16 protein-coding genes, 2 tRNA genes and 3 rRNA genes are annotated in these 24,768 nt (G+C 38.6%); 12 read left to right on the forward strand and 9 right to left on the reverse strand.

The annotated features are described in order from the left end of the window. Positions 1–208: 208 nt before the first annotated feature. The 6 genes from AABJ51_RS02915 to pyrE form a co-directional block, all read right to left on the reverse strand. Positions 209–928: an NUDIX hydrolase gene (locus AABJ51_RS02915; protein ID WP_338374337.1), complete on the reverse strand. Its 720-nt coding sequence runs from the start codon at positions 926–928 to the stop codon at positions 209–211. Between the two features lie 581 nt (positions 929–1,509). Beyond that, positions 1,510–2,151: a LysE family translocator gene (locus AABJ51_RS02920; protein WP_338374338.1), complete on the reverse strand. Its 642-nt coding sequence runs from the start codon at positions 2,149–2,151 to the stop codon at positions 1,510–1,512. 298 nt (positions 2,152–2,449) lie between these two features. Continuing rightward, the gene (gene serB / locus AABJ51_RS02925) at positions 2,450–3,673 is read right to left on the reverse strand and encodes a phosphoserine phosphatase SerB (RefSeq protein WP_338374339.1); all 1,224 of its coding nucleotides are present in this window, start codon (positions 3,671–3,673) and stop codon (positions 2,450–2,452) included. Positions 3,674–3,683: 10 nt separating this feature from the next. Beyond that, positions 3,684–5,027, reverse strand: coding sequence for an argininosuccinate lyase (gene argH / locus AABJ51_RS02930; protein ID WP_338374340.1), 1,344 nt, complete (start codon positions 5,025–5,027; stop codon positions 3,684–3,686). Positions 5,028–5,141: 114 nt separating this feature from the next. Continuing rightward, positions 5,142–5,579 (reverse strand): hypothetical protein, encoded by a 438-nt coding sequence (locus tag AABJ51_RS02935; RefSeq protein WP_026626861.1) that lies wholly within the window; start codon positions 5,577–5,579, stop codon positions 5,142–5,144. A 128-nt stretch (positions 5,580–5,707) separates the two neighbouring features. Continuing rightward, positions 5,708–6,337 carry an orotate phosphoribosyltransferase gene (pyrE, locus tag AABJ51_RS02940; protein ID WP_026626860.1) on the reverse strand — a complete coding sequence of 210 codons (630 nt, stop codon included), beginning with the start codon at positions 6,335–6,337 and terminating at the stop codon, positions 5,708–5,710. Positions 6,338–6,774: 437 nt separating this feature from the next. Here pyrE and AABJ51_RS02945 point away from each other — a divergent pair, with 437 nt between their 5' ends. From AABJ51_RS02945 to mnmC2, 5 genes are all read left to right on the forward strand, one after another. After that, positions 6,775–7,395: a fumarylacetoacetate hydrolase family protein gene (locus AABJ51_RS02945; RefSeq protein WP_338374341.1), complete on the forward strand. Its 621-nt coding sequence runs from the start codon at positions 6,775–6,777 to the stop codon at positions 7,393–7,395. Positions 7,396–7,572: 177 nt separating this feature from the next. After that, positions 7,573–11,088, forward strand: coding sequence for a type IX secretion system sortase PorU (porU, locus tag AABJ51_RS02950; RefSeq protein WP_338374342.1), 3,516 nt, complete (start codon positions 7,573–7,575; stop codon positions 11,086–11,088). A gap of 340 nt (positions 11,089–11,428) precedes the next feature. Beyond that, positions 11,429–12,574 carry a type IX secretion system outer membrane channel protein PorV gene (gene porV / locus AABJ51_RS02955; RefSeq protein WP_084158569.1) on the forward strand — a complete coding sequence of 382 codons (1,146 nt, stop codon included), beginning with the start codon at positions 11,429–11,431 and terminating at the stop codon, positions 12,572–12,574. 78 nt (positions 12,575–12,652) lie between these two features. Continuing rightward, a complete protein-coding gene (gene ispF / locus AABJ51_RS02960; RefSeq protein WP_026626856.1) occupies positions 12,653–13,135 on the forward strand; it encodes a 2-C-methyl-D-erythritol 2,4-cyclodiphosphate synthase in 483 nt (160 codons plus the stop codon). 5 nt (positions 13,136–13,140) lie between these two features. Then, positions 13,141–13,818, forward strand: a complete 678-nt coding sequence (gene mnmC2, locus AABJ51_RS02965; protein WP_338374343.1) for a tRNA (5-methylaminomethyl-2-thiouridine)(34)-methyltransferase MnmC2 — start codon at positions 13,141–13,143, stop codon at positions 13,816–13,818. Between the two features lie 17 nt (positions 13,819–13,835). Here mnmC2 and AABJ51_RS02970 read toward each other — a convergent pair whose 3' ends face one another. Continuing rightward, positions 13,836–14,795, reverse strand: coding sequence for a hypothetical protein (locus tag AABJ51_RS02970; RefSeq protein ID WP_338374344.1), 960 nt, complete (start codon positions 14,793–14,795; stop codon positions 13,836–13,838). A 45-nt stretch (positions 14,796–14,840) separates the two neighbouring features. Then, positions 14,841–16,280, reverse strand: a complete 1,440-nt coding sequence (locus tag AABJ51_RS02975; RefSeq protein WP_026626853.1) for an MBOAT family O-acyltransferase — start codon at positions 16,278–16,280, stop codon at positions 14,841–14,843. Between the two features lie 487 nt (positions 16,281–16,767). On the opposite strand from AABJ51_RS02975, the gene AABJ51_RS02980 reads away from it, so the two are divergent. The 6 genes from AABJ51_RS02980 (at position 16,768) to AABJ51_RS03005 (ending at position 22,397) form a co-directional block, all read left to right on the forward strand. Continuing rightward, a 16S ribosomal RNA gene (locus AABJ51_RS02980) occupies positions 16,768–18,297 on the forward strand. 155 nt (positions 18,298–18,452) lie between these two features. Then, positions 18,453–18,526: transfer RNA gene (locus AABJ51_RS02985), tRNA-Ile, on the forward strand. A 36-nt stretch (positions 18,527–18,562) separates the two neighbouring features. Next, positions 18,563–18,636: transfer RNA gene (locus AABJ51_RS02990), tRNA-Ala, on the forward strand. A gap of 147 nt (positions 18,637–18,783) precedes the next feature. Beyond that, positions 18,784–21,666: ribosomal RNA gene (locus tag AABJ51_RS02995) — 23S ribosomal RNA — on the forward strand. Between the two features lie 92 nt (positions 21,667–21,758). Continuing rightward, a 5S ribosomal RNA gene (gene rrf, locus AABJ51_RS03000) occupies positions 21,759–21,869 on the forward strand. The 16S, 23S and 5S rRNA genes sit together here with 2 tRNA genes alongside, the layout of an rRNA operon. A gap of 72 nt (positions 21,870–21,941) precedes the next feature. Beyond that, positions 21,942–22,397, forward strand: a complete 456-nt coding sequence (locus AABJ51_RS03005; RefSeq protein WP_338374345.1) for a GNAT family N-acetyltransferase — start codon at positions 21,942–21,944, stop codon at positions 22,395–22,397. A gap of 3 nt (positions 22,398–22,400) precedes the next feature. On the opposite strand, the gene AABJ51_RS03010 is transcribed toward AABJ51_RS03005, so the two are convergent. After that, entirely contained in the window at positions 22,401–23,222 is an 822-nt protein-coding gene (locus tag AABJ51_RS03010) for a tetratricopeptide repeat protein (RefSeq protein ID WP_338374346.1), read from the reverse strand. A gap of 431 nt (positions 23,223–23,653) precedes the next feature. Between AABJ51_RS03010 and AABJ51_RS03015 the strand changes: the two genes are divergently transcribed. Next, on the forward strand, positions 23,654–24,733 hold the full coding sequence (locus AABJ51_RS03015) for an aldose epimerase family protein (protein WP_338374347.1): 1,080 nt from the start codon (positions 23,654–23,656) through the stop codon (positions 24,731–24,733). The last annotated feature ends 35 nt before the right edge of the window (positions 24,734–24,768 follow it).

Raw genomic sequence — 24,768 nt, forward strand, 5'->3', positions numbered from 1 at the left:
AGATATTTGTTATTTGTTATATATTTTTCTTTAGGTGTTACCTTTTTTGTTATTGTTTTTCAGTTATTTATGTTTAAAAGGTTACAAAAGTTACACTCTTTATGTTCGTTTTCATTAGTTTCCTTTTTCAGTGTCATTTAAAGACCGTTTTATAAGAAGAGCTGTGACCCTTTTCTTTATAGATAAATATCTTTCAAACTGATTGTTATCATTGGATATTGGTCTTACGCCTGTTGTACATCACTTTATCGAATTTGTAATAACGGGCTGCACGGTGTGAAACCCCTTGTTGTCTTTCTTCCAAAGCTGTGATATACTGCATTGTTCCAATCTTTTTATGAAAATTGCGAATGTCTATTTTCTTGTTATAGACCGCTTCATACAGTCTGTGTATCTGGCTGATTGTAAATTTTTGAGGCAATAGTTCGAATATGGTTACGGGTTCAGCTTCTATCCATTTTCTGATTTCAGCTAATGATGCTTCTACAATTTGGTTATGATCGAAAGGCATATAGGGTAATTTTGTTACCGGACACCATTTTGAATTTTTATATTTTGAGATATTATTAAGTTTACGGTCAATCTTGCATAGAGATAAGTAAGCAACAGTAATCAACCGGTTTATATCCGGTTTATACTCTTTATCCAACCACTTTATATCATTCGGATTATTTGCTCTGTCGGGAGATGAAAAACAACGGAATTGCTTTAATGTCATTTTTTTTATTCCGGTAAGTTCGAATAGTACACGTTGAGCGGCATCGTCAACATCCTCTTCGTCATAAATAAGGCTTCCGGGTAATTTCAGGTCAGTAAGGCTGTCTTCTTTCTCACCTCGTTGAACTAAAAGTATATTGAGCTGGTCGTCATCAAATCCAAAGACAACACAGTCTACTGATACATATGTATGTATAAAGTTCGTTTTCATGGTACTTTAGTAATAGAAAGTATTTGCCTCGCCTTCGCTTCGGCGATTGTTTATTAAAGACATATTTTCAAGCGATAACCTGCTCTTGCAGGTATGCTTGAAAAGTCAACATTTCAAGCAGATCCAAAATTTATTTTGACTTTGCCGAGTCGTGAGAAATGCCTTATGAAATAGAATTAAAAGGTCTCAAACCTTATTGGTTACAGGCAAATATAGAAAACAAAATCATATCTATGAAATTAAATAGAATAAAAATGAAGTTAATTAATTGAAAATCAAAATATTAAATATCATATATTATACAGTAAGGTGAAAGCTTTATATTGTATAATATACATTAAGAGATGGCTAATTATCAGAGACTTTAGTTAAAGTTAGAGTGCGATAGAAAGCGGAATATTTCCGGTTAAATTTTACAATAACGGGAGTGATTTTTTTTGCAAAAGATGAGAATAAAGTAATAAGATAAGATAGGGTAGGAGGAGCTCTGATGAGTTATAATAAGTAGTCGATATTATGTATTAGAAAGGTAAATGTCAGTGTTATTTATACTTGCCAATAAAATGACAAGTTTAGTTACTTTAAGCTAAGTGTTCTATGATACTGACTGTTCCGGTTAATAAACCTACGAGTCCTATGACAATGAGTATAACACCTAGTATGTTGTTGAATATCTTAAGTCCACGAGGATTAAATCTGTTTCTGACCTTGTCTACGACCGTAGATACTGCCAGCCACCAAATGATTGTACCTAAACCTATCGAAGCAATGCCGACAAAATTTTTAGTAGAGTCTACAGGGTCGATAAAGTTGAATCGGGCAAACATAGCTATAAAAAAGAATAGAATACCGATATTTGCAAGGTTGATAAAAAAAGAAGATACGAAATCCTGCCAGAAAGGAGATTGTTTTGCTTCACCCTGTTTTTTTAAGGTTCGGGCCGGATTCGATTTATATATGTAATACCCTGCGGCAATCAAAAGTATGCTGCCTGCTATTTGCAGAGGATGATGATTGGCCTCTATAAAGTCGAGTATAAAACTGATACCTAATCCGGTGATGCAGGCGTACACCATATCTGATAAAGAAGCTCCAAGACCAGAGATAAATCCATGAGCCCGCCCCTCGTTCAATGTACGCTGAACGCATAATACTCCGATAGGTCCCATTGGAGCCGATACGAGTATACCGATCAGTATTCCTTTTAGTACTATATCTAACATTTATATAAGCTATAGTGAGGTCTTAGACCTTTTTACTTTCTGTTATCCATTAGCAAAGATAATATCAAAATGCTAGAAATCAATAAAAATGAGGATTCCATTAGGCTATATTAACGCATGAAAGGTGCTATATCTAAATTTATATATGTTTAAATGTTAGATTTTTATATTTATAATATAGCCAGATACCAATCTTGTAACTTCTAACTAATTAAGTAAATGAAAGCATTTAATGATGCATTTTCGAGTTATAATATGCCTGGGTTCTTATATTTGACAAACAAATAGGTCTGTGACCTTAATAATCTCCTTCCAGCATAGAATCCCTATATCCCAAGAAATAAAGTATTCCATCCAATCCTACAGTCGATAGAGATTGTTGTGCATTGGCTTTTACCTTTGGTTTGGCATGAAAGGCTATTCCTAATCCTGCGGTAGCAAGCATTTGCAGGTCATTAGCCCCATCTCCAACGGCTACGGTTTGTTTCAGGTCTACTTTTTCAACTTGGGCTATGAGCCGCAACAGCTCCGCTTTACGTTTGCCGTCTACAATGTCTCCGACATGTTCTCCGGTAAGTTTACCATCTATAATTTCCAGTTCGTTGGCATATACATAATCGAACCCGTATTTTTCTTTCAGGTAGTTACCGAAATAGGTAAAACCTCCAGACAGGATTGCTATTTTGTATCCACTCTTTTTTAAAATACGAACCAGTCGAACCATACCATCGGTAATAGGCAGATTTTCTGCGATCTCTTTCATTACCGATTCGTCAAGACCCTTTAAGAGACCTATACGGCGTTTGAAACTTTCGGAGAAATCAATCTCTCCCCTCATTGCCGATTCGGTTATAGCTCTCACTTCTTCACCTACTCCTGCACGGTCGGCAAGTTCATCTATCACTTCGGTCTGAATAAGGGTCGAATCCATATCGAAGCAGATAAGGCGGCGCATCCTGCGATACATACTCTCTTCCTGAAAGGCTATATCTATTTGATGTTGAGATGATAATCTCATAAATTCTTTTTGAAGGTCTTTGAAGTTCTCCACTGTTCCCCTAATGGATAGTTCTATACACGAACGCCCTATACGGTCGGTCTTATTCAAAGGTATGCGTGCAGTAAGCCTGTTTATCTTTTCGATATTCAGTTTATGAGCAAGTAATACTTGTGTAACCAGAGATATCTGAGTTCCGTTCAGTTCTTTCCCTAAGATGGTAACGGTGTATCTGTTTTTACCCTGCAGGTTTACCCAAGTAGAGTAATCTTCTTTACTGAGATGCGAGAATCTGACGTTTACACTTAACTCATCTGCTTTGAATAGCAAATCTTTCAGTATATATCCCGATTGTGTAGTTTCTGATTCAAATACGATTGCCAGCGAAAGTGAATGATGTATATTCGCCTGACCTATATCGAGTATAGTTGCATTGTAGTGTCCTAAAATAGCAGTAAGTGCCGTCGTCACACCCGGACGGTCTTGTCCGGTAATACGAACTAATATTATTTCGGTTTTTTCCATCTCGGGAGATTTATTTGGCTGAATTTAAAAGTTGAGTTTCCGCAGCTTCTATTGCAGAAAAATCAAATTGATCGATTACTTGTTGTCTTAATATCTCAATCTGATCATTGCATAAGTTGCCTATACTACCTTCGTGGGTATGGTGTACTGTACGGTCGTGGTTGAATTTTCCGGCTTCGATATCCAGTCCAACCTTTTTGTAAGCATCACGGAATGGAACACCTTCTTCCAGAACGAGTCTGTTTACTTCTTCTACACTGAATATATAAGTATATTTATCGTCTTTGATAATATCTTGATTGACTTTTATTTCGCCGATCATTCTTCCGATCATTGATATACAGTTATTCAGTTCGTCGAACGAGGGTAAAAATATTTCTTTAATTAACTGCATATCCCGAAAATATCCTGATGGAAGATTATTCGTGATAAGAGTTATTTCGGTTGGCAATGCCTGGAGTTTGTTGCATTTAGCACGGGAAAGTTCAAATACATCAGGATTCTTTTTGTGAGGCATTATGCTCGATCCGGTGGTGTATTCATCCGGAAGTTTTATAAATCCGAAATTCTGGCTGTTGTACATACATGCATCAAAAGATAGCTTCGATAGGGTTGCGGCGATACCGGCTATTGCAAAAGCAACGGTACGTTCCATCTTTCCCCGTCCCATTTGAGCATATACCACATTGTAATTCATCGAATCGAATCCAAGCAGGGCAGTAGTCATCTGTCGGTTGAGCGGAAATGATGATCCATATCCTGCGGCTGAGCCTAAAGGGTTGCGGTTGCATATTTTGAATGCTGCCAGTAATAACTGCAGATCATCAACCAGACTTTCCGCATATGCGCCAAACCATAATCCGAATGATGATGGCATGGCTATTTGTAAATGTGTGTATCCGGGGATAAGTACATTTTTATATTTTTCGCTTTGAGCAAGTAATATATCTATAAGTCCCGATACAGAATCGACGATTGTTTTTATCTGTTCTCTGGTAAACAGTTTCAGGTCAAGAAGAATCTGGTCGTTTCTTGAACGTCCGCTGTGTATTTTTTTTCCGACATCGCCGAGTTTCCGAGTTAACATCAGTTCGACCTGAGAATGCACGTCTTCGATATCGTCTTCAATAATGAATCCGCCTTTTTCTATAGTGTCATATATCGACTTTAATTCTTTAAGAAGAACTGTTAGTTCGTCTTTGGTTAATAAGTCTATAGATTGCAGCATGGTAATGTGAGCCATAGATCCCAGTACATCGTGCTTTGCCAGATATAAGTCCATTTCACGGTCTTTACCTACAGTATACTCTTCTATATCTTTATTGACGAGTGTATTTTTTTGCCAGAGTTTCATTTTTTAAGAGATATATTTCCCGGATTTTATTGTGATGGTACTATTCAAAAGTGAATAGTTGTGTATAATTCTAATGCAGGATTCTCCATAAAAGAGAAAAATAAGGATTGATCCTTATTTATTTATTAATTCGCTGTATGGCAGTGACGCTAGCATATCAGCCATTTTATTAAGTCCTTCCTGCAATGGTTTTGACACCATTGGCTTTAGGAATGGGTTGAGATTTGCGTTGACTACCAGAGCAAGATCTGTCGATTCTTTTTGCTGGTCTGTGTTTTGCTTTAATTCGATAGTAAGGTTTAGCTGAAAGGGTAGTTGTTCGGCTTCGAATTTTATTTCCGAGTGAGGTTTCCTTTCCACAATCACAAACCTTATATTTCCGATAGGACTCACATTAACACTGCAGGAATCCTGATCGTATGTAAAATCTTTGACCTTGTCGGCGGGTAATTTATCCTTTACCAGATCAAGTTTTCTAAGGTCGGATAAAACTTCAAATATATCCTTATCAGAGTAAGGGATTGTTTTAATGTCGCTTGTATATTCTGTCATCTTGTTTGTTTTCTATTGCACCAAGGTATGTTTTGTCTGACAGACACGACAACCTTGTATGCAATTCCTGCAATTTGTTTTCAGTTAGATATTTAATGCTAACTAATTTACAAAAGGCCCCTTAGACCTTATTTCCATTTAGACGGAGCTTTTCTCCATTCCTGAAGAGTTTCCAAGTCAGACTCTACGATATAATCGATCTTCAATGCCTGTTCTAAAACGGCATCGTAATTAGTTAAGGTCGATAATTCGATATTTGCTTTCTCGAAATTCTCTTTAGCCAAAGGAAATCCGTAATTGAAAATAGCTACCATACCCACTACTTCCGAACCGTCGCGCTTGATAGCTTCCACAGCTTTCAGGCTGCTTCCTCCGGTTGAAATAAGATCTTCGATAACTACTACTTTACTGTTCGGTCTCAACTCTCCTTCTATCAGATTCTCCAAGCCATGGTCTTTCGGTGTAGAGCGTACATATACGAAAGGCAGTCCTAATGCGTCGGCAACCAAAGCTCCGGGTGTGATTGCACCGGTTGCAACTCCGGCAACAGCATCTGCATCGGGATATTTTTCGATTACTATACGACTCATTTCCAGTTTTACGAAATTACGTATTGCCGGATACGAAAAGAGTTTCCGGTTATCACAGTAGATCGGTGATTTCCAGCCGGAAGCCCAAGTGAAAGGATTAGATGGTTGAAGTTTGATAGCTTTGATTCTCAAAAGCTTTTCAGCCGTCATTTTTTCTAAATTACTCATTGCTATTATAATATATAATGTTGTAAGATACCAATAGAATAAAGGTGGAAACCCTTAATATTTTAAGACAAATATAGGTAATCTGTTAGACATGCGTAATAGATTTAATGTTTTTTTTGTTCTTTATGCTATTCAGGTCTGATAAACGACTATTATAAAGTAATCGGAATGATTTAAAGAAACGGATCGTGATATTATCCCATACAGAATCAAATTATTTTTATCTTTGCCAAAGATTAAGGTCTTAGACCTTTTTGTAGTCTATCCAAGATGACAGCAACAGCCGGTTATCGCTTTAAAATAAGTCATTAATACTTTCGTTAGTAAGTATTTAAATGTCACTATTAAATTGAAAACTGATCGTTGAAAATGTTTTTGTTTTCGATATTTAATTGAATGTAATCAGGTCTAAGGACTTAAAATCAAGTATCTAGGTAATGAAAATTATTTGTGTAGGGCATAATTATCAGGAGCATAATAAGGAAATGGGGCGTAACGGCATTGATTCCGGAGAACCTATATTATTTATGAAGCCTGATTCGGCATTGCTCAAAGACAATAAACCTTTCTTTATTCCTGATTTTTCGAACAATATCCATTACGAACTGGAGGTGGTAGTTCGCATAAACAGATTAGGGAAAAATATAGCGGAAAGGTTTGCCCACAGATACTATGATGAGTTGACTGTAGGCATTGATTTTACAGCACGTGATCTTCAGTCGGATTTGAAACAGAAAAGCCTGCCTTGGGAAATATCCAAAGGTTTTGATAATTCGGCGGTGGTAGGAGAGTTTGTACCGAAAGAGATTTTACAGAAGAATGAGGATTGTCTTGATTTCAGTTTATTAAAAAATAACGAGATTGTCCAGAAAGGCAATACTTCAGACATGATTCATCGGGTAGACAAAATAATTGCTTACGCCAGCCGTTTCTTTACATTGAAGATAGGTGATATTTTATTTACGGGTACACCTTCCGGTGTCGGCAGGGTCGAAATAAATGATCATCTGGAAGGTTTTCTGGAAGAACGAAAGCTTTTTGATTTTTATATTCGCTGATACATATTAAGTAATAGTAAGTATTAATGTTGTATTTTAAAGTAATAACAGTCTATTGCAGTTATCTCGGATAGACTACAAAAAGGTTTGGAACCTTAATGTTTAGGGATTTTATATTCAACGGATATAGGCTAGCTTTAAGTGATAAAGATGTCTGTGACCTAAATACGGATATTAGTGCGAAAAAAGTTATTTATATTATTCACTTTAGTATTATGTGTTTCGTTTCGATTGTCAGCAGTCGATAACGATGGTTCTCGTTATGCGAAAAATTCGGTTTTATCCCAAGGGAAGTGGTACAAGATTAAAATTTCGGAAACAGGAATATATAAACTGACATATAAAGATCTGAAAAAAATAGGTTTGTCCAATCCTCAGAATGTAAAAGTATATGGTTATGGAGGATGGATTATCAACGAAGATTTTACTAAGCCATATATAGATGATCTTCCGCAGGTTTCAATCTGGATGAATCGGTCGAGAAACGATTTCAAAAATGAAGATGATTATATTCTTTTCTACGGGAGAGGAAACATAAAGTGGACATATAATAAAACAACAACAGAGTTTGAACAAACTCAAAATCCTTATTCTTCCGACAACTATTACTTTATAACGGAGTCGGACGAAGATCCTAAACTGATAGGAATACAGGCCTCTCTACCGTTAGCCGATAATGTTGTTACTTCTTACAACGATTATGTTCTTCATGAACAGGAACTCGTTAATCCGGGTGAAACAGGGCGGGAAATGCTAGGCGAAAATTTTCTGAAAACGTCGACTGTAAATGTACAGTTAAATACCGAAGGTGCGACTACCGACCCAGCTGTTTTACGTTGTAGTTTTATAGCGCGTACAGTTTTTACTTCCGGAAAATTAACTATCGACTTTAACGGCAGTTATCTCGATGCACTTTCGACTTCAGTACCATTGGGCGATAATACATATCTTATAGCAACACACATGAGTTCGCCTTTATCGGTTAACGCATTGCAGAACCAGAATACTGTAAAACTGACCTATACAAAAGGGTATACTTCCGATAAGAATGTATATCTGAACTATCTCAGGCTAAACTATAAACGAAATCTGAAACCTTATGGAGCAGTGACGCTTTTCAGAAATACGACACTCGCATCTAATCTGGGTTTTAAAATAGCTTCTGCATCGTCTGATCTACTTGTATTTGATGTTTCCAATACTGTCCCAATTCGCATAGATGCTCAATTGTCTGGTTCTACATTACAGTTTGCCGCTGACAACAATACAATCAAAGAATATGCGATGGTCGATCTGGCGAAACTGAGCGATATACCCACACCCACGTACGAGGGAAAAGGTCTCGGTGCAATTGCCAATCAAAATCTGCATGCTTTGGAGTCTGCCGATATGGTGATTATTGTTCGAGATTTCCTGAAAAGTTATGCACAGCAGTTAGCCGATCTGCATAATAATGAATCCGGTTTAACCTCAATTATTGTCAGTCCCGAAGATATATACAATGAATTTTCGTCAGGAAAACCTGATGCCAGTGCCTATCGGCGTTTTATGAAGATGTTTTATGACAGGGCTGACGGAGGAGAAAACCGACCTCAATACTTGATGTTGTTCGGAGGTGGAACATTTGATAATCAATTGAAACAGGATTGGGCAGATGAGGCTTCTAAGTCGATGTTGCTCACATATCAGTCCGAGAACTATCTGACAGAAGTAGGGTCTTATGTTTCTGATGATTATTTTGGATTGCTTGACGATAAATCGGTAGTGAGGACAGAAGAGCCGATAACTTCCACTAATCCTTTCGATTCTATTTTTGATCTGTCTAAAGCTAAGTTGGATATCAGCATCGGACGTTTACCGGTAAGGTCGGCAAGTTCTGCCGCAAACACAGTTGCAAAGATTGCAGCTTATATCGAAAATAAGAATAAAGGTATCTGGCAAAATAATATAACTTTTGTCGCTGATGATGCCGTTGCCGGTAGTAATTCGACAGAAAGTGAGCGTGAGCATATGCAGGATGCCGAGAGGTTTTCTGCAGGTATAACAGCATCCTATCCTGATTTTGTTGTTTCGAAAATATATGAGGATGCCTACGAACGGGTTATCGAGAGCGGCGGTGCTCGTTATCCGGATGCAAACAGGGCATTACTAGACCGAATAAATAAGGGAACGCTGATGTTGAACTTTATAGGACACGGTTCTACTACATCATGGACTCATGAGTATCTGCTGACAATGGCAAATATAGAGTCTCTCAACAATGATAAACTGCCATTATGGATTACCGCAACTTGTGATTTCGGACGATTTGACGCTAATGCATCATCAGGTGGAGAAGCAGCATTATTAAAAGAAGAAGGTGGAGCGATTGCTATGATGACTACCGTGCGTGCTGTTTATATTCGGAATAATAGGACGATGAATGAAAGCCTGATGAAGTATCTCTTTAAGAAGAAAAATGGGAAAAATCCCCGTTTGGGAGATATTTTACGAGAGGCTAAAAATGACGCATTACTTTTTGATGACAGCAATAAACTGCGATTTGTATTGTTGGGTGACCCAGCTTTGACTCTGGCTTATCCCGAAGATACATATAAGGTGAGGATTACCGAAATGAATGACAGGGATGCAGATGCAGACGATATAAATATTCAGGCATTGGACAACACCGTAATCAAAGGTATTATCGAAAATCAAAATGGAGACGTCGCTGAAGATTTTAACGGAACGCTCGAATCATTGGTATTCGATGCTAAACAAACTTTGCGTACCAGAGGTAATACTTCTTCGGGTACGCCCAATCCCGATAAGATTGCTATAGATTATACCGATTATACGAATACACTTTTTGCAGGAAAGGTTGATATTGTGAATGGAGAGTTTGTTGTCAATTTTGTTGCGCCTAAAGATATATTATATGCCGACGACAAGGGTAAAATGAGTTTCTACGCATATGATAATTCGGATTCAAAGAAAAAAGCTCAGGGTTCTTTTTATAATTATACGATAGGAGGGACAAACACGAATATGCCCGAAGAGGAAAATCCGCCTGTTATTTCAAAAATGTTTTTAAATAATGAGCAATTTAAAGACGGCGGTTATGTCAATTCAACACCCTTGTTCTATGCCGAAGTATCGGATGATACCGGAATAAATTTATCTAATGCTATCGGGCATAATATATCGTTGGTGTTGGATGGGATTACGACTTATGATTTATCTTCTTATTTTACTAATAAGGGTGGTTCGAATAAAGAAGGAAGCATTTCTTTTCAGATGCCGCAAATGTCGGAAGGTGAACATAAAATAGAATTCCGGATCTGGGATGTTTTTAATAATTCAGCTGCAGAAACTTTAAGGTTTGTTGTTACCGACGATTATGCTCCCAGTATATATTCATTTGAGATTTGGGGGAATCCGGCAAAAGACGCTACACGGTTTGTAATTAATACAAATACTCCTCAATCGAATGTCGATATTATCCTCAGAGTGTATTCTCTCACAGGAGCGTTGGTGTGGATGACGCAGAAGAATCAGGCTGCCGATACCCTCAATCGTTATATATACGAATGGGATCTGAATACGAATGGAGGACGACTACAGCCCGGTGTATATATATGCTCGGTGCAGGTAAACATAAACGGTCGTTTGTCTTCGGTAAAGGCTGAGAAACTAATTGTAACAGCACGGTAATTATTTTATCTATAATAGTGTTGTAATATGATAATGAAAAAATGTGATAATAAAATAAGAGATAAGGTTACTGATGAAAAAGAACATAAAGAGAGTCACTTTTGTTACCTTTTTCGAAAATGAAGAATAAGTCACTTTTAATTGATAATTGTACATTAATCCTGTAACCTTTGTTACCTTTTTCGATGATTTGTTAATTAATAGTGAATAATTAACAGTTTCCAGTTGATAACTGTTGATTGATCATTCATCACTGATTTTGTAATCTTTTTGATTAAAACAAGAATATAATAAACAGGTCTGAGGCCTTTAAAATATAATAAGGTAAATGAAAACAACAATGAAATACATTTATTCGGGTTTGTTGGTATTGACGAGTTTGTCTTTATCAGCGCAGACAGGTACAATGGTTACCGCCGTGCCCTCTTTGTCTATTGCTCCGGATGCGCGCGGCGGCGGTATGGGAGATGTCGGAGCCGCTACTTTACCCGATTTTTACTCTCAGTACTGGAATCCTGCAAAACATGCTTTTCTTACGAGTAAGGCCGGAATGACAGTTTCTTATACACCTTGGCTGAGGAAAATAGTACAGGATATTGCTTTGGTTTATGCTTCCGGTTTTTATAAATTCGGAAATGAGGATAATCAGGCGGTAAGTGCTTCTATCCGCTATTTTTCGATTGGAGATATTCCGGAAAGAGATTTGGAAGGACAGCTTATGTCTACAGTGTCTCCTTATGAAATGGCATTTGATATAGGTTATTCGCGTAAGTTGACGGAAACATTCGCCGGAGGTGTTACATTGCGTTATATCCGCACCGATTATTCAACATCATCTGATGAAAATACATCTGCAGGAAATGCTTTTGCTGCTGATATTGCCGGATACAATGAGTCTTATGTTAATATAGGGAGTGTAGAAAGTATTTTGGGATTGGGTTTCAATATTTCGAATGTCGGCACAAAAATATCTATGGATGATGGGCTAAATGATTATTTTTTACCGGCAAATCTTCGTCTGGGAGCTTCTTTGACTTATCCTTTGGATGATTATAACACATTGGCGTTTAATGTGGATTTAAATAAGCTGTTAGTTCCTTCACGTCCCCGACAAGAGGATGGGGAAGATGATGATGTTTATGCAAAACGTGTAGATGATGTTCGTAAATCATCAGCTATAAGCGGAATATTTAAATCATTCAGCGACTCTCCCGATGGTTTTAAGGGCGAATTAGAAGAAATAACATGGTCGGCAGGTATGGAATATGCCTATAATGATCAGTTTATGCTAAGAGGTGGTTACTACAACGAAAGCCAGAGACAAGGAAACCGTAAATACTTTTCTTTTGGAGCAGGTTTCAAAATGAGTTCCTTTCAGTTGGATGCGGCTTATCTGATATCAACAGCCGATTCTAATCCTTTGGATCAAACTTTGCGTTTTTCATTGGGCTTTAATATGGAAGGCTTGCGTAATTTATTTAAGTAATATCGGAAGTCTTTTGTTACCTTTGTAACCTGAAGTTATTAAGATAAAGGTTTGAGATCTTAAAAATGAGATATATTTATGAAGATTAGAGTAGGGTACGGATATGACGTACATCGTTTGGCAGAAGACAGAGATCTATGGTTGGGTGGTATCAAAATAGAACATACAAAAGGTTTATTGGGGCATTCTGATGCCGATGTGCTTATACACGCTATTTGTGATGCGCTATTGGGAGCTGCTAACCTGAGAGATATTGGCTTTCATTTTCCCGACACTGCAGGCGAATATAAAGATATTGACAGCAAAATTCTTTTGGCTAAAACATTGGAAGTTCTTTCCGGCAAAGGATACAGAGTCGGTAATATTGATGCTACAATTTGTGCGGAGCGTCCTAAGATCAATCCGCATATTCCGGCTATGCAAAAGGTAATGGCAGATATTCTGCAGATTGATATTGATGATATTTCTATCAAGGCAACTACATCCGAAAAAATGGGATTTGTAGGACGGGAAGAAGGCTTTGCTGCTTATGCTGTTGCATTGATCGAAAAGGATAAATAGTTGATATGGATTCAGATCAAGATCTTGTAATAGAGTCTACTGCGGATGGATCGCATACCCTTTTTGTTCCGGCAATGAATGAACATTATCATTCGGTGAATGGAGCGAGGCAGGAGTCGGAACATATTTTTATAAAGACAGCATTCGATTTTTGCACCAAAAGCCATATCAATATTTTGGAAATTGGTTTTGGAACGGGATTGAATGTATATCTGACTGTACTGTCCGCGCGGGATCAATCTAAACATGTTAATTATACAAGCCTTGAACTTTATCCCTTGTCACAAACGGTTACTGATAAGTTGAACTATGCAGACAAAGATTCTACCAACGATAAAGTATTATTTCAGAAACTGCACTCTTTGGATTGGAATATTAAATGTGAAGTTATAGCGTATTTTTCTTTGACTAAAATACATACAGACTTTACTAAACTGGATTGGAAAATAGACCAATCGTACGATATTATTTATTTTGATGCTTTTGCTCCTGACAAGCAGCCGGATATGTGGAATCAGTCTGTTTTTGATTATTTATATGCTAACACAGCACACGGTGGAATATTAACTACTTATTGTGCAAAAGGCGTTGTCCGGAGAATGATGCAACAATCGGGCTATCGTGTAGAACGTTTGCCAGGACCTCCCGGAAAGCGCGAAATGTTGCGGGCTGTAAAACACTGAGGTCGCAGACCTATTATTTAATTAGCAGATTGTATCTTTTCTTTCTTATCGAGAGCCTTTACGATAGAGTCAAGTTTTACCGAAAAAGTTCTTGCACCCAAGTAGCTGAGGTGATCCGTATCGTGAAAATATTTAAGACTTGTTTCCTGATCTTCTTTGGTAAACTCATGTAGGAAATTATAATAAAAGACAGTTTTGTTATCTTTTAGTTTGTCCATTGTTGTGTACAGAAGGTTTAACTGATCAGGGTGCAGACGTTCCACAAATATTTCGTGCCCCGGTATTGTAACGAATATTACCTTCGCATTCTTCTTTTTGGCTATATCTATTATTTTCTTGAGATAAGATACATTTTCATCATATAGTCGGGTCAGGTCGTCCGTACTGTGTGCAGCAACAACTTGGTCGATCGTTGAATTTATCCAACCCAAATTGGTTTGAGAAGGAGTGACAGCTAAACCATACGGAGTCAAATCGGTATGTATCGGTTGGTGGTTATAGTAGTAGTCTTTTATGATCCTTAAATCCTCGTGAATAGTTTCGTCAAGAAAAATAAGCTCTTTTATGGGGTTCTGTTCAACTCTGAAACCATAATATATATTGTAATACTTTTTTCTCCATTTATGAGCATGCAAATCTATCTTAGTCCATAGTGAGTGATAAGATACAGGCAAAATAATGTATTCTAAAGAATCAAGCCGATCCTGATACTGGTTCAGTATATTATAGTCTCTGTCCAGTGATTGTGCATAATGGGCACAGTTATAGGTGTATTGTGAAAAACAATCAGGATCTATCGCAGTGATTCCATGGGAACTGCCCAATACCAATACCTTAATTCTGGAAGCATTGGCATTCATGAAGTTCGATTTTATCATATATTCATTTGGAATTCCTCGCAACATTGTTTCTATCCATATTGTAAGGATAATAAATGGAAGGATAAATATAATGGTGAGTATGATTGACTTTTTCATTTCTTAAGTAATAAGAACGTATTTGATGATATAATTTCTGAGACCTTAAAATTGAAAATATATAAATGCTTGTTTATGCCCCGAGTAATAGAATACGAGGAATGCAATTACATAATAGAACATCCACCGGAGAGGCATCGACTTAATTTTGCTTTTGATACCTTCTATGCCATAATTACCTTCCCGTCCGATCCATTCTATCAGGAAGAAAATAATTACCAATAGTATGATAGACCCCGAATATACCTGTGGCATGCTAAATAAATCGACGGTAAATAGGTCTATAATATAATGGTAAGCCTGAGTTATACTTTCCGCTCTGAAAACAATGAGTGAAAAGGCAAACAGGCAAAAAGTCTTTATGATTTGGTAAACCTCCTTCGGTGTCGGTAGAATTTTTCCTTGGGCTACAATCTCTGTATATTTAGTTGTCCTCTTTTTTAGTATTGATGGCATTACATATAAAGTATGTATTGCACCAAAAGCCAAAAATGTCCAGTTTGCACCATGCCAGAATCCACAAGTGAGGAATACTATAGCAGTATTGCGGATTGTTTTAGCCATACCTTCTCGGCCTCCACCCAAAGGAATATAAAGGTAATCTCTTAACCAATATGATAAGGACATATGCCATCTGCGCCATAATTCCCTTATATTCCGGGAAAAGTAAGGGAAATTGAAATTCTTGAGAAGTTCAAAACCTAATAAACGAGCCGAACCCAATGCTATATTCGAATATCCTGCAAAATCGCCATATGCCTGTATCGTGAAAAATATAGCACCGACAACCAATGTACTTCCGCTGTATTTATCAGATTGGTTAAATACGGCGTCGGCTAGTTTGGCACAATTATCGGCGATGACTATCTTCATAAATAATCCCCAAAGGATTTGTCTTAGTCCGTCTTCGAATTTTTTGAAATCAAATACTCTTTTTCTTTCAATTTGAGGAAGCAAGTGCGTAGCCCGTTCTATCGGTCCAGCCACTAATAAAGGGAAGAATGATACAAATAAGGAATAGTTAACTAAATTTTTTGTAGGTTTAATTTTATCATGATAGATATCAAAGACATATGATAATCCATGGAAAGTATAAAATGATATTCCTACAGGTAATATAATATTAAGTGTTGAAATATGGGGTGTCAATCCAAATAGACTGAGTAATTCTGCAAATTGTTCAACAAAGAAGTTGTAATATTTGAAGAATCCCAAAAAACTGAGATTAACTCCCACGCTTAACCATAGCCAAGCTTTTCTTATTTTTTGATTTGATGAATCTGCAATTTTCAGTCCTGTGAAATAATCCAAGAATGTCGAAAACATTAATAGGAATAAGAATCGCCAATCCCAGCATCCATAAAAGAAATAGCTCGATGCAAGTAAAAATATGTTTTGTAGCTTTATATTCTTTCTTAGAATGAACCAATATATGATAAATACTAATGGTAGAAATAGTGCGTATTCAAAAGAATTGAAGAGCATATTAAATATATATAATATTATTAGAATCCCTAAATTCGAGTGCAAAGATAAATATTTTGATTAAATGATCAATTTTTATACCGTTAAACAGAGTCCTTCCACGCCGATTTTGTCTTTCGCGGGAAGACCACCGAATTCAGTGTTGACGGGGTATTGGATATATATCGAGTAATTGGTTAAAAAAAAGATATAATTCTAAGTAGTTGTAAATAATGTTGTTGTAAGGAAGGCATAAAAATATTTTAAAAAAAGGCATAAAAATATTTGGAGTGTATTGTAAAAGGGACTACTTTTGCACTCGCTTTAAGACCGAGAGACGGTCACTAAGAAAAGCGAAAAACGAGAAGCGATCTTTGAAAGATTTGAAAAGGAACAAAAAAATATAGCATTAGACGGGTGATACGGTCTTACGATCGGTATCAACTCTAAGTCAATACCTAGAGTCAATAAAGAGGTTAGAATAATTCTGAGAATATAAAAAAGATATACAAAGAAGAGTTTGATCCTGGCTCAGGATGAACGCTAGCGACAGGCCTAACACATGCAAGTCGAGGGGTAGCATGAAAGTAGCAATACTTTTGATGACGACCGGCGCACGGGTGAGTAACGCGTATGCAACCTACCTACTACAGGGGAATAGCCCGAAGAAATTCGGATTAATGCCGCATAATACAGGGGCACCGCATGGTGATATTTGTTAAAGATTAATTGGTAGTAGATGGGCATGCGTTCCATTAGCCAGTTGGTGAGGTAACGGCTCACCAAAGCAACGATGGATAGGGGAACTGAGAGGTTTATCCCCCACACTGGTACTGAGACACGGACCAGACTCCTACGGGAGGCAGCAGTGAGGAATATTGGTCAATGGGCGAGAGCCTGAACCAGCCAAGTCGCGTGAAGGATGACTGCCCTATGGGTTGTAAACTTCTTTTGTACTGGGGTAAAAAAGAGGACGTGTCCTTTCTTGCAAGTACAGTACGAATAAGCATCGGCTAACTCCGTGCCAGCAGCCGCGGTAATACGGAGGATGCGAGCGTTATCCGGATTTATTGGGTTTAAAGGGTGCGTAGGCGGGGATTTAAGTCAGCGGTGAAAGTTTGAGGCTCAACCTTAAAATTGCCGTTGAAACTGGGTTTCTTGAGTGTATTTGAAGTAGGCGGAATTCGTTGTGTAGCGGTGAAATGCATAGATATAACGAAGAACTCCAATTGCGCAGGCAGCTTACTAAACTACAACTGACGCTGAAGCACGAAAGCGTGGGTATCAAACAGGATTAGATACCCTGGTAGTCCACGCAGTAAACGATGATTACTAGCTGTTTGTGATATTACAATAAGTGGCTAAGCGAAAGCGATAAGTAATCCACCTGGGGAGTACGCCGGCAACGGTGAAACTCAAAGGAATTGACGGGGGCCCGCACAAGCGGAGGAACATGTGGTTTAATTCGATGATACGCGAGGAACCTTACCCGGGCTTGAAATGCATCTGACCGATCGGGAAACCGATCTTCTAGCAATAGCAGATGCGTAGGTGCTGCATGGTTGTCGTCAGCTCGTGCCGTGAGGTGTCGGCTTAAGTGCCATAACGAGCGCAACCCACATTGTTAGTTACTAACAGGTCAAGCTGAGGACTCTGACAAGACTGCCAGCGTAAGCTGCGAGGAAGGTGTGGATGACGTCAAATCAGCACGGCCCTTACGTCCGGGGCGACACACGTGTTACAATGGGGGGTACAGAGGGTTGCTACTTGGTGACAAGATGCTAATCTCGAAAGCCTCTCCCAGTTCGGATTGGAGTCTGCAACTCGACTCCATGAAGCTGGATTCGCTAGTAATCGCGCATCAGCCATGGCGCGGTGAATACGTTCCCGGGCCTTGTACACACCGCCCGTCAAGCCATGGAAGCTGGGGGTACCTGAAGTACGTAACCGCAAGGAGCGTCCTAGGGTAAAACTAGTGACTGGGGCTAAGTCGTAACAAGGTAGCCGTACCGGAAGGTGCGGCTGGAACACCTCCTTTCTGGAGAATGTTCTAACTGGATATATAACGTTAAAGTTATTATCACCCAATGTCTAGTGTATTATATAAAAAAGAGTTTCTATCAAATCGACAAAATAAAGAGAAAAAAGGAGCTGTTAATCACAGTTACCGGGTAAGAAAAGAAACAAACAGCCAGTCCTATAGCTCAGTTGGTTAGAGCGCTACACTGATAATGTAGAGGTCGGCAGTTCAAATCTGCCTGGGACTACGAAGTAAATAAGCCGGATAACGGGCTTCATTTAACGGGGGATTAGCTCAGCTGGCTAGAGCACCTGCCTTGCACGCAGGGGGTCAACGGTTCGAATCCGTTATTCTCCACAACAGCTAAGACAATTAAATAATAGTCAGCTCTTAAAAGAGCAATTAGCGAAAAGATCTTTGACATGATGTAAAAAAGAGCAAGTAAAAAAAACGAGTATATATCAAACCGTACTTTACCGGCAACGGTAAAGAACAGGCGAAGAGAAAAAAGTAAAAAAGGGCACATGGGGGATGCCTAGGCTCTCGAAGGCTATGAAGGACGTGATAAGCTGCGAAAAGTTACGGTAAGGTGCAAATAACCTTTGACCCGTAAATCTCCGAATGGGGCAACCCGGTATGCGAAGAGCATATCATCCAGCTAGACTGGAAGCAAACGTGGGGAACTGAAACATCTAAGTACCCATAGGAAAAGAAAACAAAAGTGATTCCGTAAGTAGTGGCGAGCGAACGCGGATTAGCCCAAACCAATATTGTTTCGGCAATATTGGGGTTGTAGGACTGCGCTGTGGCAAGACATAAATGTAGTGGAAATATCTGGAAAGATGTATCAGAGAGGGTGATAATCCCGTACACGAAACGTTTATTAAGCCTAGCAGTATCCTGAGTAGTGCGGGACACGAGAAATCCTGTATGAATCTGCCGGGACCATCCGGTAAGGCTAAATACTTCCGAGAGACCGATAGTGAACCAGTACCGTGAGGGAAAGGTGAAAAGAACCTCGAACAGAGGAGTGAAATAGACCCTGAAACCATGTGCCTACAAGCGGTCGGAGCTGGCAACAGTGACGGCGTGCCTTTTGCATAATGAACCTACGAGTTACTCTCATTGGCAAGGTTAAGTACTATCAGGTACGGATCCGAAGCGAAAGCAAGTCTTAACAGGGCGCCATAGTCAATGGGAGTAGACGCGAAACCAAGTGATCTACCCTTGAGCAGGTTGAAGGTTGGGTAACACCAATTGGAGGACCGAACCGGTAAGCGTTGAAAAGCTTTCGGATGACTTGAGGGTAGGGGTGAAAGGCTAATCAAACTTGGAGATAGCTCGTACTCCCCGAAATGCATTTAGGTGCAGCCTCGGCGAATTACTTATGTCAGGTAGAGCTACTGATTGGATGCGAGGGCTTCACCGCCTATCAAGTCCAGATAAACTCCGAATGGGCATAAGTTAATACCGGGAGTGAGGGCATGGGTGCTAAGGTCCATGTCCGAGAGGGAAAGAACCCAGACCATCAGCTAAGGTCCCCAAATACATGTTAAGTTGAATTAACGAAGTGTTGCCGCTAAGACAGCTAGGATGTTGGCTTGGAAGCAGCCATTCATTTAAAGAGTGCGTAACAGCTCACTAGTCGAGTGGCGATGCGTGGATAATAATCGGGCATAAAACATGTTACCGAAGCTATGGGATAAATATTATCGGTAGGGGAGCATTCTGTTCAGCGTCGAAGGCGCAGCGTGAGCTGCTCTGGAGCGGACAGAAAAGCAAATGTAGGTATGAGTAACGATAAAGGAAGTGAGAAACTTCCTCGCCGAAAGACTAAGGTTTCCTGATCAACGCTAATCGGATCAGGGTAAGTCGGGCCTAAGGAGACGCCGAACGGCTAATTCGATGGATGAAACGGTTAATATTCCGTTACTGGCTTTAAGAGTGATGTGGGGACACAGGAGTGAAACTGCTGCCAACTGACGGAATAGTTGGTTAAAGGGTGTAGACGTTGATTTTTGCAGGCAAATCCGCAAAAAGAGTCGAACCTGAAAGTATGAGGAACCATTGGTGAATCAATATGCAGGTAAACAGACTGTCAAGAAAAACCGCTAAACGCTAATCTTAAAGTCACCCGTACTAAAACGGACACACGTAGTTGGGTTGAGTATACTAAGGCGCTCGAGTGATTCACAGTTAAGGAATTAGGCAAAATGACCCTGTAACTTCGGGATAAAGGGTGCCTGTCAGCGATGGCAGGCGCAGAGAATAGAAGAAGGCAACTGTTTAACAAAAACACATGGCTATGCAAATTAGAAATAAGACGTATATAGCCTGACACCTGCCCGGTGCTGGAAGGTTAAGAGGAGAAGTCATCAGCAATGAGAAGCTTTGAATTGAAGCCCCAGTAAACAGCGGCTGTAACTATAACGGTCCTAAGGTAGCGAAATTCCTTGTCGGGTAAGTTCCGACCTGCACGAATGGTGTAATGATCTTCTTACTGTCTCAACTGTGAGCTCGGTGAAATTGTAGTATCGGTGAAGATGCCGATTACCCGCGATGGGACGAAAAGACCCCGTGAACCTTTACTATAGCTTTACATTGAATCTGGGCACTTGATGTGTAGGATAGGCCGGAGACTATGAAGCGGGCACGCTAGTGTTTGTGGAGTCACCCTTGAAATACGGCCCTTTAATTGTTTGGATTCTAACCTATTGATATAGGGACACTGTATGGTGGGTAGTTTGACTGGGGTGGTCGCCTCCAAAAGAGTAACGGAGGCTTCTAAAGGTGCGCTCAGAACGATTGGTAACCGTTCGTAGAGTGTAATGGCATAAGCGCGCTTGACTGGGAGACTAACAAGTCGATCAGGTAGGAAACTAGAGCATAGTGATCCGGTGGTTTCAGTATGGAATGGCCATTGCTCAAAGGATAAAAGGTACTCCGGGGATAACAGGCTGATCATTCCCAAGAGCTCATATCGACGGAATGGTTTGGCACCTCGATGTCGGCTCGTCACATCCTGGGGCTGGAGAAGGTCCCAAGGGTTGGGCTGTTCGCCCATTAAAGTGGCACGCGAGCTGGGTTCAGAACGTCGTGAGACAGTTCGGTCTCTATCTATCGTGGGCGTAAGATATTTGCGGGGATCTGACACTAGTACGAGAGGACCGTGTTGGACGCACCGCTGGTTTACCGGTTGTTCCGCCAGGGGCATCGCCGGGTAGCTAAGTGCGGATTGGATAAGTGCTGAAAGCATCTAAGTACGAAGCCAGCCTCAAGATAAGATATCCTTATAAGGGTCGTTGTAGACTACGACGTTGATAGGCTACAGGTGTAAAGGCAGTAATGTCATAGCCGAGTAGTACTAATTGCCCGAAACTTTTTCGTCAAAACTTCGCCTGTGTAACAGGTTTGCTACATACAAATTTTTAAAGACTTGTTCTTTTACATCACGTCTTAATATATAAGATCAAAGATATTAAGGTGGTTATAGCGTTGGGGATCCACCTCTTCCCATTCCGAACAGAGAAGTTAAGCCCACCCACGCCGATGGTACTGCAATTATGTGGGAGAGTAGGTAACCGCCCTCTTTTAAAGACAAAAAGTCCTGAGTAATTTTTTACTCGGGACTTTTTTGTTAATAAATACTAGTTATTTGTGATATGATAATAAGACAATACAAAAAAGAAGATCAAGAATCTGTTTTATCTCTGCTTGAAGGAAATACACCAATCTATTTTGCTGAAGAAGAAAAAGATGATCTTATCCTTTATTTGGATAATTTTTCTGATAATTATTTCCTATTTGAAAAAGAAAATGTAATACTGGGATGTGGAGGTTATAATTTGACCGAAGATATGAGGACTGCTAAGATCTCTTGGGATATAGTTGACTATTCTTCTCTAGGTATGGGGATTGGAAGTAAACTGATGATTTATAAATTGAATAAAATCATAAAGATACCTTCGGTTGAGATGGTTTCCGTAAGAACATCTCAGCTAGTTTACAGATTTTATGAACGGTTTGGACTTATTTTACAGGATGTTGTCCCTGATTATTGGGCAAAAGGATTTGATATGTACCGTTTGGAGTGTAAGTCCGACAAACTTATTTTATAACTGTTATTTACAAAGAAGCAGGTAATTTTTTATTAATTCCTGATCTGCTCCTAGTTCTTGAGCTTTTACAAAATCTTGTTTAGCACTTAATTTATCGTATTGCTGAAGATAAAATTGACCTCTTAATATATACAATAAAGCGTCTTCGTAGCCAAGCTGTTTGGCTTTATTTAAGTCATCTTTTGCTCTGGATAGCTTTTTCTGTTGGAGATAGCATTCAGCTCTATTAACGTAAAATACTGGTTGGTTTTTATATTTGTATATTAAATCTGTATATTTTTCTTCTGCGGCAGTCCAATCTCCTTTATTTTTAGAAAGAAAAGCCATACTGCTCAGTGCCTGTACATTGTTAGGATTAGTTTTTAAAACCTGTTCAAAGTCGGTTTCTGCTGCCAGAAAGTTTTTTTCAGATAAGAAGATCAGACCTCTGCTGTAGAGTGCATCTACATTGTCAGAATCGATAGAAAGAATTAAAGTATAATCTCGTTTAGCAGCTTGTAGGCTGTCTAATTCGCAAAGTAGGGCTGCTCTGTTTTGCAGAGCAAATACAGCTTTGGGAAATTTGCCTAATGCAGAGTTATATGATACTAAAGCTTCTTCTTTTTTTCCTAGTTTCCGTTGTATAGTTCCTAAATTCGAAAGGAGAAGAATATTTCCTTCATTTCCAGGTTCTTTTCGCATAGCTTCTTTCAAAGTAACTTCGGCAGCTGCATAATCTTTTGCTTCGAGATAATCCATTGATTTAGACACAAGTTCTTCATAGGTTTGAGAAAACGTTGAAAAAGATGCAAAAAGTGCTATAACTAAAAGGAAATATCGACTCATTCTAAAAATTTATTTGTAAATTTACTTCAAGTAAGGTGGTAGACCTTTTTGTTGACATTGTAAGCATAATAAGAACAGTTAGTTATCATTTTGAAATGAAATGTTGAACTCTATCTGTTACTTAATATCAGTACAAATGTATGCTATAATATCTGTATATCATTAGTATATCTTTATAATTAATCATAATAAAGGATTAAAAATACTATATATAGCATCCATTTATCTATATATTAAATCTCATAATATATAGTCGAAATATGTGTTGTAGAACACTTTTTTTTTGGTGTGTTGACAAATTGAGATAGCTACTTTTACAGTCATAAAGCGATTAATAGATAAAAGAATATTTTCTTAATATAACTTGCTGATGTGTGGTTATATACATGTATTGAATATGATCTAATAATGTAAATTTAAAATAAAAGGAAATGAATAAGTACCCTGAAAAAACAAAATCCGGTTTAATTGTGTCTGATTTTGAAAAAGTAATAGATGGAAAACATACATCTCTTTATGTCCTTCAAAATAAAAATGGAGCAGAATTACTTATATCAAACTATGGAGCACGTATTGTCTCCTTGATAGTTCCTGATAAAGATAACAATTGGGTTGATGTTGTAACGGGGCATAATAATATCGAAGAGTATCTGAACTCGGAAGAGCCTTATTTCGGAGCTGTATGCGGACGTACAGCTAACCGTATAGCCAATGGTAAGTTCACTTTAGAAGGAAAAGAATATACATTAGCTGTGAATAATGGGCCTAATAGTTTACATGGTGGCTTGAAAGGTTTTAATTCTGTTGTATGGGGGGCAACTCAACCCGAACAAAATACATTGATCCTTACCTATTTGGCAAAAGATGGAGAAGAAGGATTTCCCGGGAATTTACAAGTAACGGTAACTTATACTTTAACAGATAAAAATGAGGTAACTTTAAAATACGAGGCTAAAACAGATAAAACTACTATTCTGAATTTGACTAATCATGCGTATTTTAATTTGTCAGGAGCAGGAGATGCTTCGGTTGCAGACCATCTGTTGACTATATATGCTGAAGAGTATCTGCCTACTGATGATACTGCAATACCTTATGGTAAGCCTGAAAAAGTAGTAGGAACGCCTATGGATTTTACAGCAAATCAACCTATAGGTTCTCGTATAAAAGATGATTTCCAACAGCTTGTCTGGGCAAGAGGATATGATCATACATATATCTTGAATAAAAAAGGAGAAAAATATGCTTTGGCTGTTAAATGTTATTCACCCAAGACAGGTATAGAAATGGATGTGTATACCGATCAGCCTGGAGTACAACTGTATACAGGTAACTGGATGACCGGAAATTTTATAGGTAAAAATGGACAAAGATATCCTTCACAAAGTGCTGTATGTTTCGAAACTCAGCATTATCCGGATAGTATTCATAATCCGGAATATCCTTCAATAATTTTAAAACCGGAAGATAAATTTGAAAGTATTACAACTTTTGCTTTCTCTGTAAAATAACTAAGGTTGCATACCTATATAGTTTGATAAGTGAA

This window comes from Indolivaga capnocytophagoides (assembly GCF_036511535.1).
Taxonomy (GTDB): domain Bacteria; phylum Bacteroidota; class Bacteroidia; order Bacteroidales; family Dysgonomonadaceae; genus Dysgonomonas_A; species Dysgonomonas_A capnocytophagoides.

Excerpts from the sequence above, each read along its gene's own strand:
- pyrE (WP_026626860.1), bottom strand. The coding sequence starts at position 6,337 with ATGAGTAATTTAGAAAAAATGACGGCTGAAAAGCTTTTGAGAATCAAA.
- AABJ51_RS02945 (WP_338374341.1), top strand. The coding sequence starts at position 6,775 with ATGAAAATTATTTGTGTAGGGCATAATTATCAGGAGCATAATAAGGAA.
- AABJ51_RS02935 (WP_026626861.1), bottom strand. The coding sequence starts at position 5,579 with ATGACAGAATATACAAGCGACATTAAAACAATCCCTTACTCTGATAAG.
- AABJ51_RS03005 (WP_338374345.1), top strand. The coding sequence starts at position 21,942 with ATGATAATAAGACAATACAAAAAAGAAGATCAAGAATCTGTTTTATCT.
- ispF (WP_026626856.1), top strand. The coding sequence starts at position 12,653 with ATGAAGATTAGAGTAGGGTACGGATATGACGTACATCGTTTGGCAGAA.
- serB (WP_338374339.1), bottom strand. The coding sequence starts at position 3,673 with ATGGAAAAAACCGAAATAATATTAGTTCGTATTACCGGACAAGACCGT.
- AABJ51_RS03010 (WP_338374346.1), bottom strand. The coding sequence starts at position 23,222 with ATGAGTCGATATTTCCTTTTAGTTATAGCACTTTTTGCATCTTTTTCA.
- AABJ51_RS03015 (WP_338374347.1), top strand. The coding sequence starts at position 23,654 with ATGAATAAGTACCCTGAAAAAACAAAATCCGGTTTAATTGTGTCTGAT.
- mnmC2 (WP_338374343.1), top strand. The coding sequence starts at position 13,141 with ATGGATTCAGATCAAGATCTTGTAATAGAGTCTACTGCGGATGGATCG.
- AABJ51_RS02975 (WP_026626853.1), bottom strand. The coding sequence starts at position 16,280 with ATGCTCTTCAATTCTTTTGAATACGCACTATTTCTACCATTAGTATTT.
- porV (WP_084158569.1), top strand. The coding sequence starts at position 11,429 with ATGAAATACATTTATTCGGGTTTGTTGGTATTGACGAGTTTGTCTTTA.
- AABJ51_RS02920 (WP_338374338.1), bottom strand. The coding sequence starts at position 2,151 with ATGTTAGATATAGTACTAAAAGGAATACTGATCGGTATACTCGTATCG.
- argH (WP_338374340.1), bottom strand. The coding sequence starts at position 5,027 with ATGAAACTCTGGCAAAAAAATACACTCGTCAATAAAGATATAGAAGAG.
- AABJ51_RS02970 (WP_338374344.1), bottom strand. The coding sequence starts at position 14,795 with ATGAAAAAGTCAATCATACTCACCATTATATTTATCCTTCCATTTATT.
- AABJ51_RS02915 (WP_338374337.1), bottom strand. The coding sequence starts at position 928 with ATGAAAACGAACTTTATACATACATATGTATCAGTAGACTGTGTTGTC.